Origin of the sequence: Klebsiella sp. A52, from assembly GCF_018388785.1 — a bacterium.
Lineage (GTDB): Bacteria > Pseudomonadota > Gammaproteobacteria > Enterobacterales > Enterobacteriaceae > Klebsiella > Klebsiella aerogenes.
Map to the genome: position 1 here is coordinate 4,061,579 of NZ_CP074437.1, position 13,288 is coordinate 4,074,866.

The window sequence follows — 13,288 nt, forward strand, 5'->3', positions numbered from 1 at the left end:
CTTAAACGCGTTCAATAATCAGCGCAATCCCCTGGCCCACGCCGATACACATGGTGCACAGCGCATAGCGGCCGCCGGTTCGCTTCAACTGATAAGCGGCGGTCATCGCCAGACGCCCGCCGGAAGCGCCTAGCGGATGGCCCAGCGCGATGGCCCCGCCGTTGGGGTTAACGTGGGCGGCATCATCCGGCAGACCTAAATCACGGGTAACCGCCAGCGCCTGTGCGGCAAAAGCCTCATTCAATTCGATGACGTCCATCTGCGCCAGCGTCAGCCCGGTTTGCGCCAGCACCTTACGCACCGCCGGCGCCGGGCCGAAGCCCATAATTCGCGGCGCCACCCCTGCCGTCGCCACGCCGACAACCCGCGCCAGCGGCTGTAAATCATTCGCTGACATGGCCTGTTCACTGGCCAACAGCAGCGCGCAGGCGCCATCATTGACGCCGGAGGCGTTACCGGCGGTAACGCTGCCGTCGGCTCGGACCACGCCGCGCAATTTGGCCAGCGCCTCCAGCGAGGTGCTGCGCGGGTGTTCATCGCGGCTGAAACACAGCGGCTCACCTTTGCGTTGCGGTACCGATACGGCGATCAGTTCATCGGCGAAACGCCCCGCTTCCTGCGCCGCAGCGGTACGCAGCTGGCTACGAAGCGCAAAAGCATCCTGGTCGGCGCGAGAAATGGCAAACTCATCGGCGACGTTTTCCGCGGTTTCCGGCATCGAGTGCACGCCGTACAGCGCTTTCATCTGCGGGTTAATAAAACGCCAGCCAATGGTGGTATCTTCCATCTGCATCGAGCGGCTAAAGGCGCTCTCGGCTTTGCCCATCACAAACGGCGCGCGCGACATACTCTCCACCCCGCCGGCGATCATCAGCTGGGTTTCGCCGCTTTTAATCGCCCGCGCCGCGACGCCGATCGCATCAAGGCTCGAGCCGCACAGGCGGTTAATCGTGCTGCCGGGAACGCTCTGCGGCAGCCCGGCCAGCAACAGCGCCATACGCGCCACGTTACGGTTATCTTCTCCGGCCTGGTTGGCGCAGCCGTAGATCACATCATCAATTAGCGCCGGATCGAGACCCGGATTACGCTCCAGCAGCGCTTTCAGCGGCAGCGCCGCCAGATCGTCAGCGCGCATACCGGATAATGCGCCGCCAAAACGGCCAAACGGCGTACGCACCGCATCACAGATAAATGCCTGATTCATCATAGGTTCCTTACGCGCTTTCCGCCAGTTGTTCAAAAGTTAGCGCCACCGGAGTGATGCGCTGTAGCTCTTCAAATGAGAGGCCGTTAAAGATTTCGCGTACCACCGGACCACGGTCGGTAATATCGATGACCGCCAGATCGGTATAGATACGGCTGACGCAGCCAACGCCGGTCAGCGGATAGCTGCACTGCTCGACCAGTTTGCATTCGCCATCGCGGGTCAGATGGTCCATCATCACAAACACCTGGCGGGCGCCGATAGCCAAATCCATCGCCCCTCCGACCGCCGGGATCGAATCCGGCGCGCCGGTGCTCCAGTTAGCGAGATCGCCGCTGGCGGAAACCTGATAGGCGCCCAGCACGCAAATATCGAGATGCCCGCCGCGCATCATGGCGAAGGAATCGCCATGGTGGAAAAAACAGCCGCCCTGCAGCAGGGTGACATACTCTTTACCCGCGTTGATCAGCTCCGGGTCCTCTTCGCCGGGCTGCGGCTTCGGCCCCATTCCCAGTAGCCCGTTTTCACTGTGCAGGAACACCTCTTTATCGGCAGGTAGATAGTTGGCGATACGGGTCGGCAGGCCAATACCGAGGTTTACGTAAGCGCCTTCCGGAATATCGCGGGCGACGCGCTGGGCCATTTCGTCACGAGTCAGTTTTTGCATCTTCGGCTCCTCAGGCGCTTTGCGCGGCGGACAGATTTTCCAGCGAGAATACGCGCTGGACGAAAATCCCCGGCGTGATGATGTTTTCCGGGTCGAGTTCGCCAAGGGCGACCAGTTGCGAGACTTCAACAATGGTGGTTTTGGCGGCGGTCGCCATAATCGGGCCGAAGTTGCGCGCCGCTTTGCGGTAGACCAGGTTGCCCCAGCGGTCGCCCTGATGGGCTTTAATCAGCGCAAAATCGGCTTTAATTGGATATTCAAGCACGTAATGACGGCCGTCGATTTCCCGGGTTTCTTTGCCTTCCGCCAGCGGCGTGCCGTAGCCGGTAGGGGTAAAGACCGCGCCGAGACCTGCGCCAGCGGCCTGGATCCGCGCCGCCAGGTTGCCCTGCGGCACCAGTTCCAGCTCAACTTTGCCGCGGCGATAGAGGTCATCGAAAATTTGTGAATCTACCTGGCGCGGGAATGAGCAGATCATTTTGCGCACCCGTCCGGCTTTGAGCAGCGCCGCCAGCCCCACCTCGCCATTACCCGCGTTGTTATTAATAATGGTTAGGTCGCGGGCGCCCTGGTCAATCAGGGCATCGATCAGATACGTCGGCTGCCCGGCGGGGCCAAATCCGCCGATCATGATGGTCGCGCCGTCGTGGATCCCGGCAATGGCCTCACTCAGCGTCGACACGCTTTTATCAATCATCAGGTCGCTCCTTAACGTGCGGTAATCGCACTTATATGCGTTGTTCGCACAAAATGTGACCCGCTTAACGATGCTGGTCAAGGGCGATAATCGAAATATGGTGCGATAATCGAACATCGTATATCTTTAGCGAAAGAATGTGATCGATGGCAAATACGGAGAACAAAATGGACAAGCATCCAGATGATGTAGTGGCGGGCGACGGCGATCCGTTTAAGGGCGATCCGAACTTTATGGCATCGCTGGCGCGCGGGCTGGAAGTGATTCAGGCTTTTACCCCGCAGCGCCCGGTACTGTCGATTTCGCAGATCAGCCAAAAGACCGGCATCCCCCGAGCGGCGGTACGTCGCTGCCTGTACACCCTAAGCAAGCTGGGTTTCGTCTACGCCGAAGACGGCAAGAATTTCCAGTTGCGTCCACGGATACTTGCCCTCGGTCACGCCTGGCTGGCCTCAACGCCGCTGGCGCGCTCGGCGCAGCCGGTGCTCAAGCATCTGAGCGAAATGCTCAATGAGTCCTGCTCAATCGCCACCCTGGATGGCGACGATATCCTGTATATCGCCCGCGCCTCCAGTTCGCGCATTATGACGATCGATCTTGATATCGGCAGCCGTCTGCCGGCGTGGGCAACCTCCATGGGGCGCGTGCTGTTAAGCCATCAGCCGGAAGAAAGGCTGAACGACATGCTGGGCCGGGTGACGATGATTCGCTACACCCCGCAAACGGTAGATTCGGTGAATAAGCTGCGCGCGGAGCTAAAACGCGTGCATCAGCAGGGATATGCGTTGAACGATCAGGAACTGGAAATGGGGCTGCGTTCGCTGGCGGTACCGCTATATAACCCGCAGGGACAGGTGGAAGCAGCGCTGAACGTCGGGGTTCACGCGGGCCAGATGTCGACCCGCGAAATGCTGGACAGAGTGCTGCCGGAATTACAAAAAGCCGCCCGCGAGCTAACGCTGCTGCTGCGCTAGCGGCTGCGTTTAGCGTGCAGCTCCCAGTTCTCCTGCTTAGCCTGTTCGGATTTACGCAGCGCCACGTAACAAGCGCCGCTGCCGCCGTGGTGCGGTAGCGCGGCGCAAAACGCCTGTACCTCGGGCAACTCTGGCAGCCAGCGCGCCAGGTAGCTGCGAATAATATTGGCATGGGCCTGGTCATCACGGCCTTTGCCGTGGATGATAAGTAAATTACGCAGCCCCTCTTTTTGCGCCTGTATCACGAAGGCGAACAGCATTTGCCGGCACTGTTCGACCGGCTGACGCAACAGCGACAGGCTTGCCTGCTGGCTGTATTTTCCACGCCGCAGCTTTTCCAGCACTCCGCTTTGCAGCCCTTCCCGTTTGAACTCCAGCGGCACGGCGAGCGGCACAATATCGAGGTAGCCGGTGGTCAGAAAATTATCGAGCTGTAGGGTATCAATACGCTGCGGCGCGCGCGCGGGTCGTTCACGATGCCAGTGTACGTCATTATTGCGTTTCAGAGGCTGGACATCCTCCATGGCGTCAAGAAACAGGGATTTGTCGTCAAGGTTCATGGTCACTCCTCCAGCGGCTATCGCCTGCTACTATAGCCGCCTCACGCCTACCCCTCAACGCGTTTAGCCGCAACTGCTGGCAAATAGACCAACGCGGGATATTTAAGGAAACAATTGACGGCTTTGACGACGAAACAGGGTGATTAACGAAGCCGTTAACGGCGTTGGTCGCGTGTCGCGCCGCTGGATCAGGTAGTAGGTTGCTCTGGGCAATACCTCACGTATGGGGATCATCACCAGTTTATCCGCCATCATCGGATCGTTTCCGAGCTCTACCGGCAGAATACTAAGGAAATCGCTCTTCACCACCAGACTGATGCACGAAGAGAAGGTTTCGCAAACGATATCGACCTTGGGCGCCAGCCCGGCCTGATTAAACATCTCCTGCAACTGTTTGAAGTAGCTACCGCGCGGCGTTGGCATCGTCCAGTGGTGATCGAGCAATTCAGTCAGGGAAGTGGCGCGCGCCGCCGGATGCCCTGCGCGGGCGAATACCGCGAACGGTTTCTCAAACAGTTTTTCAAAGCTGAATTCATGATCGTACGGGCCGGGGTAGTAGGTGTTGATAGTGAAATCAAGCTCACCCTGACGCAGTTCATTAATCATCGCCAGGAGTTGCCCTTCCATGATCCGAACCTTCACCAGCGGATGCTGCTGATGAAAACGACAGATAACCGATGGCATCAGCGAACGGGCGACGCTGGCGCCGAGACCAATATTAATCTGCCCCGCCTGCTCCCCCTGACGCTGCAGGAGTTCATCCTGCGCCGCCCGAAGCTCTTCAAGGATCAGGCTCGCATGTTGATAAAAACTTTCGCCGTTTTCCGTCAGCGCCACCCCCTGGCTGCGGCGGACAAACAGTTGGGCGGAAAGCCCTTCTTCCAGCTCTTTAATCGCTTTGGTCAACGCGGGCTGCGAGATCGCCAGCGCCCGGCTGGCGCCGCGAATACTCCCCTCACGAGCGACCTCAACGAAGGCGCGAATTTGATGAAATTTAATCTGAAATGACATGTTTTAAGTGATAACCACTGTTTATCAGACAGAAGAAAATGACATCTACTGTAATCCATCATGCTGTGGCAGGTTAAGGGTGAGATTGCCAGAAAGGCGTTTGTGATAATTAAAAGCTATCACACCGTGAACGCCGTCACACTTTTTAATTATGACAGGAAGGGTTATGCCGCAACTTCATGAATTGGTAAGCCAGCTGGCGCCGGAAATGACGCAATGGCGTCGTGATTTTCACCTGCACGCGGAGTCCGGCTGGCTGGAATTTCGCACCGCCAGCAAGGTTGCCGAGATCTTAGACGGCCTCGGTTATCAACTGGCGCTGGGTCGCGACGTTATCGATGCCGACAGCCGGATGGGGCTGCCCGACGATGCCAGCCTGGAGCAGGCATTCCAGCGCGCCCGCGAACAGGGAGCGCCGGAACGTTGGCTGCCGGCTTTTGAAGGCGGATTCGCCGGCGTCGTCGCCACCCTGGACACCGGCCGCCCCGGCCCTACGCTTGCGTTTCGCGTCGATATGGACGCGCTCGATCTTAACGAACAACACGACGATCGCCATCGCCCGCATCGCGCGTGTTTCGCCTCCTGCAACGCCGGGATGATGCACGCCTGCGGCCATGACGGACATACCGCCATTGGGCTGGGTTTGGCGCACGTGCTAAAGCAGTGTGCCGATCGGCTCAACGGGATCATCAAGCTGATTTTCCAGCCTGCCGAAGAAGGCACCCGCGGCGCGCGCGCGATGGTGGCGGCAGGCGTGCTCGATAACGTGGACTACTTCACCGCCATTCATATCGGTACCGGCGTTCCCAACGGTACCGTGGTCTGCGGCGGTGACAACTTTATGGCGACCACCAAATTCGACGTGCAATTCGAGGGCGTCGCCGCTCACGCCGGCGGCAAACCGGAAGATGGGCGCAACGCGCTACTGGCCGCCGCCCAGGCAGCCCTCGCATTACACGCCATCGCGCCGCACAGCGCAGGCGCCTCGCGGGTTAACGTCGGCGTCATACAGGCCGGCACCGGGCGTAACGTGGTCCCCTCATCGGCGCTAATTAAAGTGGAAACCCGCGGCGAGACGGAAGCTATCAACCAGTATGTGTTTGAGCGGGCGCAAAACGTGATTGCCGGCGCCGCAGCGATGTATGAAGCCCGCTATGAACTTCGGCTCATGGGCGCGGCAACCTCCAGCGCCCCCTCTCCGGCGTGGGTGCAATACCTGCGTGAGCAGGCAGCGCAGGTGCCGGGGGTAGTAGAAGCAGTGGATCATATTGCCGCGCCGGCGGGATCTGAAGATGCCACTTTGATGATGGCGCGGGTACAGGATCGCGGCGGACTGGCTTCATACATGATTTTCGGTACTGAACTGAGCGCCGGACATCACAACGAGAAATTTGATTTCGACGAAGGCGTGATGGTCATCGCGGTCGAGACGCTGGCGCGCATCGCGCTCAACTTTCCCTGGCAGCGAGGTGTGTGATGGAAAAGATCTATCAATTTGTCGATGACATCATTACGTCACGGCGCGACGATTTTTGCGCTATTGCCGATGATATCTGGGATCATCCGGAAACCCGCTTCCAGGAATTCTGGTCTGCCGCGCGGTTGGCCGATGCGCTGGAAACGGAAGGTTTTCAGCTAACCCGTCACGCTGGCGGCATACCCAATGCGTTTATCGCCAGCTATGGCGAGGGTAAACCGGTCATCGCCCTGCTCGGCGAGTTTGATGCGCTGGCAGGACTCAGCCAACAGGCGCACAGTGCTGAACCAACATCCGCGACGCCGGGGGAAAACGGCCACGGCTGTGGGCATAATCTCCTCGGCACCGCGGCGTTCGCCGCCGCCGTCGCCGCGAAACAGTGGCTGCAGCAGCAAGGCGGAGCGGGCACCCTGCGCTTTTATGGCTGCCCGGGGGAAGAAGGCGGCTCGGGTAAAACCTTTATGGTGCGCGAGGGATTATTCGATGATATTGACGCCGCCCTCACGTGGCATCCGGAAGCCTGGGCCGGGATGTTCAGTACCAGCACGCTGGCCAATATTCAGGCGGCGTGGCGCTTTACCGGAACCGCTGCGCACGCGGCAAACTCACCGCATCTGGGGCGGAGCGCGTTGGACGCCGTCACGCTGATGACCACCGGCAGTAATTTCCTCAATGAGCATATTATCGAGAAAGCGCGTGTGCACTACGCCATTACCGATACCGGCGGCGTGTCGCCCAACGTGGTGCAGGCGCAAGCTGAAGTGCTGTATTTGATTCGCGCTCCGGAGATGGCCGATGTGCAGCAAATCTTCGCCCGTATTGAGAAAATCGCCCAGGGCGCCGCGCTGATGACCGAAACCAGCGTCAGTTGCCGTTTTGAAAAAGCCTGTTCCAGCTATCTCCCCAATCGCACGCTGGAAGCGGCAATGTATCAGGCCGTATGTCATTACGGTACGCCGCAGTGGTGTGACGAAGAGCGCGCTTTCGCGGCGGATATTCGCGCCACGCTCGGCGTGAACGATATAAATAACAGCCTGAAGAATATTGCCGGCACCAGCGGTGAAGAAGGAAAAGCGTTTGCCCGCCGTCATCACGACACGGTGTTGATCGATGAGGTCGCGCCGTGGGCGGCAACGGAAAACGTGCTGGCGGGCTCTACCGACGTCGGCGACGTGAGCAGGAAAGCGCCGGTGGCCCAGTGTTTTAGCCCCTGTTTCGCCATCGGTACGCCGCTGCATAGCTGGCAACTGGTGAGCCAGGGAAGAACCTCCATCGCCCATAAAGGGATGCTGCTGGCGGGTAAAATTCTGGGAGCAACGGCGATTCGTTTGTTCAGCGACAGGCCGTTACTCGAAGCAAGCCAGCAGGAACTGGCTCAGGTACTGGCGGTAACTCCATACCAGTGCCCGATCCCACGTGACGTCGTACCATCAATTTTAAAATAAGAAAAATTAGCCTCTGGGATAGCGTACAGCGTGATGGCAATCGCCAATAAAAATAACAGCTGACAACCCCTGAGGCATGCCGCAAACAACACAACAACGACAACTGAGGAACGCCCATGAGTATGTCATCCATACCGTCGCATTCCCCCACCGGTAAGCTGTATGGCTGGGTTGAAAAAATAGGTAATAAGGTTCCGCATCCATTTTTGCTGTTTATCTATCTGATCGTCGCGCTGATGGCCGCCACCGCCATTTTGTCGGCGCTAAACGTCGGCGTACAGAACCCCACCGACGGTTCGCGAGTGGTGGTAAAGAATCTGCTCAGCGTTGAAGGGCTGCACTGGTTTCTGCCAAACGTGATTAAAAACTTTAGCGGCTTCGCGCCGCTGGGGGCGATTCTGGCGCTGGTGCTCGGCGCCGGTTTCGCCGAACGTGTCGGCCTGCTGCCGTCGCTGATGGTCAAGATGTCATCGCACGTTAGCGCGCGTTACGCCAGTTACATGGTGTTATTTATCGCCTTCTTCAGCCACATCTCTTCCGACGCGGCGCTGGTCATTATGCCGCCGCTAGGGGCGTTAATGTTTCTCGCCGTCGGCCGCCATCCGGTAGCCGGGTTGTTGGCGGCAATCGCCGGCGTCGGCTGCGGATTCACGGCAAATTTACTTATTGTCACTACCGACGTGTTGCTCTCTGGTATTAGTACCGAAGCGGCGAAAACGCTTGATGCCTCGCTGCATGTTAGCGTTATCGACAACTGGTATTTCATGGCCACCTCAGTCATCGTTCTGACGCTGGTCGGCGGGTTGATTACCGATAAACTGGTCGAGCCGCGGCTAGGAAAGTGGCAAGGCCAGAGCGATGAAACGCTGCAGACGCTGACGGCGGAACAGCGCTTCGGGCTGCGCATTGCCGGTATTGCGGCGCTGTTGTTTTTGGCGGTTATCGCACTGATGGTGGTGCCGGAAAACGGCATCCTGCGCGATCCTATCAAACATACCGTGATGCCCTCGCCTTTTATTAAAGGCATCGTACCGCTGATTATCTTTTTCTTTTTCGTCGTATCTTTAGCTTACGGCATCGCCACCGGCAAAATTCGCCGTCAGGCTGACCTGCCGCAGTTAATGATCGAGCCGATGAAGGAGATGGCCGGCTTCATCGTGATGGTCTTCCCGCTGGCCCAGTTTGTCGCCATGTTCAACTGGAGCAATATGGGGAAATTCATGGCGGTAGGATTAACGGATATACTGGAAAGTGCGGGAATGAATGGCGTGCCGGCGTTTGTCGGTCTGGCGCTGCTGTCGGCATTTCTGTGTATGTTTATCGCCAGCGGTTCGGCTATCTGGTCGATTCTGGCGCCCATTTTTGTACCGATGTTTATGCTGCTGGGCTTTCACCCGGCGTTTGCGCAGATCCTGTTTCGTATCGCCGATTCGTCCGTACTGCCGCTCGCGCCGGTATCGCCATTTGTACCGCTGTTTCTCGGCTTTTTACAGCGCTACCGGCCCGATGCCAGACTGGGTACCTACTATTCGCTGGTATTACCCTACCCGCTGATTTTCTTAGCCGTCTGGCTGCTGTTGCTGGTGGGCTGGTACCTGGTAGGGCTACCGATTGGCCCAGGTATTTATCCACGCTTGCCATAACGCGGCGACAGGCCAGGGATGGCCTGCGTAAGTTAACGCGATGTGGTGCGGTTCAGGAACGTTTTATACAGACTTTCGATGACCACCGACAGCAAATTGATAGCTAATCCGCTGATAATCAACACAACAACTCCCGTTAACATGTATTGCATATCGCCACCTTTCTTGTAGTTAAAAAAAACCAGCGCCAAAGCGCTGGAAAAAATAATTGACTCAAGGAATGCCTGTATATTTATCTGCGGCGCCGGGTGCCTCCCGGTGAATTAGCCAGTTCACACTAATCCGCGTGCGTATGACAAACTGCATAGAGATTTGAACTGAACGCTCCTCCGCACAGGGAAATTCGCCGCCAGACAAAGGTAGCAAAATGCCCATCACGCCGCGCCTGCTAGTTAATGCAAAAATAAACATTGCTCCACCCCTTCCTTTATTCCGACGATTAACCATCAGGCAACGGAATGACTGAATTTAAATGACTGCGATTCGTATTTATAAATTAATAGTACAGGTTTCATTATTTGCTGACCTTTCGGAGGTATAGTTTGCAGGCTGCACGTCATGATATGGTGTGCCCTTGCCGAATTAACCTCGTAGAAGGACGCCCGATGCTGACGCTGCTGCAAGATAAAATCGACACCCCGCTGGGGCCGCTGTGGGTCATTTGCGATGAACAATTCAACCTGCGCGCCGTAGAGTGGGATCAGCACCGCGACCGCATGGAGCAACTGCTCGACATCCACTACCGTCACGAGGGTTATAAACGCGTTGATGCGCGCGATCCTGGCGGGCTGAGCGCGAAGCTGCAGCAATACTTCGACGGCGATCTCGCAATTATCGATACCCTGCCGACGGCAACCGCCGGTACCCCCTTTCAACGTCAGGTGTGGCAAGCGCTGCGCACGATTCCCTGCGGGCAGGTGATGCATTACGGTCAGTTAGCCGAGGTTCTTGGCCGTCCGGGCGCGGCCCGTGCGGTTGGCGCGGCAAACGGTTCCAATCCGGTCAGCATTGTGGTTCCCTGCCATCGGGTAATTGGCCGCAACGGCACCATGACCGGCTACGCCGGCGGCGTACAGCGTAAAGAGTGGTTATTGCGCCATGAGGGCTATTTGCTGCTTTAACAGATAATGCCTTTTTTGGAAATTACAGGTAACTTTACAATAATTAATCGCTTAATAATTTTCTTGTTATCAAAGAGATATGGCGATCGACATATTTACCCTTCTAATATTACGTCTTTCCGGGTTTCGAGACTTACTTGCTCCTCAAAAAGATGTTAAAATTGACCAATATCAATTAAAGCTTGAGCAGACATATGATCCCGGAAAAGCGAATTATACGACGCATTCAGTCTGGTGGTTGTGCAATCCATTGTCAGGATTGCAGCATTAGCCAGCTCTGCATCCCCTTTACTTTGAACGAACATGAGCTGGATCAGCTTGATAATATCATCGAGCGTAAAAAGCCTATTCAGAAAGGGCAAACCCTGTTCAAAGCGGGTGATGAGCTGAAGTCGCTGTACGCTATCCGTTCAGGGACCATCAAAAGCTACACCATCACCGAACAAGGCGATGAGCAGATTACCGGCTTCCATCTGGCGGGTGATTTGGTCGGTTTTGACGCCATTGGCACCGCCCTGCACCCAAGCTTTGCGCAGGCGCTGGAAACCTCAATGGTCTGCGAAATTCCGTTCGAAACGTTGGATGATCTTTCCGGTAAAATGCCGAACCTGCGTCAACAGATGATGCGTCTGATGAGCGGCGAGATCAAAGGCGATCAGGACATGATCCTGCTGCTTTCCAAAAAGAACGCAGAAGAACGGCTGGCGGCCTTTATCTACAACCTGTCCCGCCGTTTCGCGCAGCGCGGCTTCTCACCGCGTGAGTTCCGTCTGACCATGACCCGTGGCGACATCGGCAACTATCTGGGCCTGACGGTTGAAACCATCAGCCGCCTGCTTGGTCGTTTCCAGAAAAGCGGTATGCTGGCGGTAAAAGGGAAATATATCACCATCGAAAACAGCGATCTGCTGGCGCAACTGGCAGGCCAGGCGCGCAACGTCGCCTGATTTATCTCCGCTATACTCTCTTCCACCTTGTGCCGGATCGACATTTTTTTCTAATTTGTTGATCTGGCCAGGGTCATCCCCTGTTTCAATTCATCCATATAGGTTATCTTTTTAAATACTGACTGTAGCTACAGCTGTAAGGAGACCCTGTATGGCGAAGTATCAGAACATGCTGGTAGTAATCGACCCTAACCAGGACGACCAGCCTGCATTACGGCGCGCGGTGTATCTGCACCAACGGATTGGTGGACGCATCAAAGCCTTTTTGCCGATTTATGATTTTTCCTACGAAATGACTACCCTGCTGTCGCCCGACGAGCGGACGGCGATGCGCCAGGGCGTGATTAGCCAACGCAGCGCCTGGATCCGTGAACAGGCCAAGTTTTACATTGAATCCGGGGTGCCAATCGATATCAAAGTGGTGTGGCACAACCGCCCCTTTGAAGCCATCATTCAGGAAATCATCAGCGATAAACACGACCTGCTGCTGAAAATGGCCCATCAGCACGACAAACTCGAAGCGGTCATCTTCACCCCGACCGACTGGCACCTGCTGCGCAAATGTCCATGCCCGGTATGGATGGTTAAAGATCAGCCGTGGCCGGAAGGCGGTAAAGCGCTGGTGGCGGTTAATCTGGCCAGTGAAGAGAACTATCACAACGCCCTTAATGAAAAACTGGTGCGGGAGACCATCGCCCTCGCCGATCAGGTTAACCATACCGAAGTACATCTGGTTGGCGCCTATCCGGTGACGCCTATTAACATCGCCATTGAATTACCTGATTTTGACCCGAGCATCTATAACGATGCGATTCGCGGCCAGCATCTGCTGGCAATGAAAGCGCTGCGTCAGAAATTCAGCATCGATGAAAGTCGCACCCACGTAGAAAAAGGGCTGCCTGAAGAGGTTATCCCTGATTTAGCTGAACACCTGCAGGCCGGGATTGTGGTGCTGGGCACCGTTGGCCGCACCGGCATCTCTGCCGCGTTTCTCGGCAATACCGCGGAACAGGTTATCGACCACCTGCGCTGCGACCTGCTGGTACTGAAACCGGAGGCCTATCAAACTCCAGTTGAACTGGACGATGAAGACGACGACTAACGGCGTCTCATCAGGCCTGAAGTTTTATCTAATCATCCCCCGCCCGTCGGGGGATTTTTTTGTCGGCCCGCTAAAAAAGAAAAAGGGCCATACGGCCCGGGATATCAACGCTAATTGAACATACTTACAGAATGCGTTAGTGGATACCTAAACGCCAGGCCAGGTCGATCTCTTCTTTCAGCTCCATTGATGAAAGCGACATCAGATCGGCAAACTCGAGCTCGAGGAGTTTGAGCTTCTTCAGGTACTGCGCGGGGGTCATAACGGAAGTGTCGCGGCGCAGGTACTCGATGGCCATCTGCGTGGGGGTTAACTCGGTATCCATAATATCCTCAGTGTGGTGAAAAAACAGGCATAGTATAACACCCATCGCCGTTCACTTTATGAGCAAAATCATGGTTTCACTGTCTATATAAAAAAGCCGTCTCAACAGAGACGGC

At 56.4% G+C, this 13,288-nt stretch carries 14 protein-coding genes; 7 read left to right on the plus strand and 7 right to left on the minus strand.

The features are described 5' to 3' along the window. Position 1: 1 nt before the first annotated feature. The 3 genes from pcaF to KGA69_RS19185 are packed head-to-tail and all read right to left on the minus strand — an operon-like array spanning position 2 to position 2,568. A complete protein-coding gene (gene pcaF, locus KGA69_RS19175) occupies positions 2-1,204 on the minus strand; it encodes a 3-oxoadipyl-CoA thiolase (RefSeq protein ID WP_045392368.1) in 1,203 nt (400 codons plus the stop codon). A 10-nt stretch (positions 1,205-1,214) separates the two neighbouring features. After that, a complete protein-coding gene (locus tag KGA69_RS19180) occupies positions 1,215-1,871 on the minus strand; it encodes a 3-oxoacid CoA-transferase subunit B (RefSeq protein ID WP_015705262.1) in 657 nt (218 codons plus the stop codon). A 10-nt stretch (positions 1,872-1,881) separates the two neighbouring features. Further along, a complete protein-coding gene (locus KGA69_RS19185; protein WP_045392371.1) occupies positions 1,882-2,568 on the minus strand; it encodes a 3-oxoacid CoA-transferase subunit A in 687 nt (228 codons plus the stop codon). Between the two features lie 167 nt (positions 2,569-2,735). On the opposite strand from KGA69_RS19185, the gene KGA69_RS19190 reads away from it, so the two are divergent. Next, positions 2,736-3,542, plus strand: a complete 807-nt coding sequence (locus tag KGA69_RS19190) for an IclR family transcriptional regulator domain-containing protein (RefSeq protein WP_015366809.1) — start codon at positions 2,736-2,738, stop codon at positions 3,540-3,542. On the opposite strand, the gene smrA is transcribed toward KGA69_RS19190, so the two are convergent. Continuing rightward, positions 3,539-4,102 carry a DNA endonuclease SmrA gene (smrA, locus tag KGA69_RS19195; protein ID WP_047077719.1) on the minus strand — a complete coding sequence of 188 codons (564 nt, stop codon included), beginning with the start codon at positions 4,100-4,102 and terminating at the stop codon, positions 3,539-3,541. The genes KGA69_RS19190 and smrA overlap by 4 nt on opposite strands. Before the next feature lie 102 nt (positions 4,103-4,204). After that, positions 4,205-5,113 carry a LysR family transcriptional regulator gene (locus KGA69_RS19200; protein WP_045392375.1) on the minus strand — a complete coding sequence of 303 codons (909 nt, stop codon included), beginning with the start codon at positions 5,111-5,113 and terminating at the stop codon, positions 4,205-4,207. A 166-nt stretch (positions 5,114-5,279) separates the two neighbouring features. Between KGA69_RS19200 and KGA69_RS19205 the strand changes: the two genes are divergently transcribed. The 3 genes from KGA69_RS19205 (at position 5,280) to abgT (ending at position 9,678) form a co-directional block, all read left to right on the plus strand. After that, positions 5,280-6,590: a M20 family metallo-hydrolase gene (locus KGA69_RS19205; protein ID WP_213292598.1), complete on the plus strand. Its 1,311-nt coding sequence runs from the start codon at positions 5,280-5,282 to the stop codon at positions 6,588-6,590. Beyond that, the gene (locus KGA69_RS19210; RefSeq protein ID WP_063447897.1) at positions 6,590-8,035 is read left to right on the plus strand and encodes a M20 family metallopeptidase; all 1,446 of its coding nucleotides are present in this window, start codon (positions 6,590-6,592) and stop codon (positions 8,033-8,035) included. The genes KGA69_RS19205 and KGA69_RS19210 overlap by 1 nt, the downstream gene beginning before the upstream one ends. 116 nt (positions 8,036-8,151) lie before the next feature. Beyond that, entirely contained in the window at positions 8,152-9,678 is a 1,527-nt protein-coding gene (gene abgT, locus KGA69_RS19215; RefSeq protein WP_063447898.1) for a p-aminobenzoyl-glutamate transporter, read from the plus strand. Between the two features lie 32 nt (positions 9,679-9,710). Here the strand turns inward: abgT and KGA69_RS19220 are convergent, their stop codons facing one another. Further along, positions 9,711-9,830 carry a hypothetical protein gene (locus KGA69_RS19220; protein WP_045392558.1) on the minus strand — a complete coding sequence of 40 codons (120 nt, stop codon included), beginning with the start codon at positions 9,828-9,830 and terminating at the stop codon, positions 9,711-9,713. 453 nt (positions 9,831-10,283) lie between these two features. Between KGA69_RS19220 and ogt the strand changes: the two genes are divergently transcribed. From ogt to uspE, 3 genes are all read left to right on the plus strand, one after another. Further along, the gene (gene ogt, locus KGA69_RS19225) at positions 10,284-10,799 is read left to right on the plus strand and encodes a methylated-DNA--[protein]-cysteine S-methyltransferase (RefSeq protein WP_045392390.1); all 516 of its coding nucleotides are present in this window, start codon (positions 10,284-10,286) and stop codon (positions 10,797-10,799) included. A gap of 194 nt (positions 10,800-10,993) precedes the next feature. Further along, positions 10,994-11,746: a fumarate/nitrate reduction transcriptional regulator Fnr gene (fnr, locus tag KGA69_RS19230; protein WP_004862555.1), complete on the plus strand. Its 753-nt coding sequence runs from the start codon at positions 10,994-10,996 to the stop codon at positions 11,744-11,746. Positions 11,747-11,897: 151 nt separating this feature from the next. Beyond that, complete coding sequence (uspE, locus tag KGA69_RS19235; RefSeq protein ID WP_045392393.1) at positions 11,898-12,848, plus strand: universal stress protein UspE; 951 nt, start codon at positions 11,898-11,900, stop codon at positions 12,846-12,848. 136 nt (positions 12,849-12,984) lie between these two features. On the opposite strand, the gene KGA69_RS19240 is transcribed toward uspE, so the two are convergent. After that, positions 12,985-13,173: a YdiH family protein gene (locus tag KGA69_RS19240; RefSeq protein ID WP_045392396.1), complete on the minus strand. Its 189-nt coding sequence runs from the start codon at positions 13,171-13,173 to the stop codon at positions 12,985-12,987. Positions 13,174-13,288 lie beyond the last annotated feature (115 nt).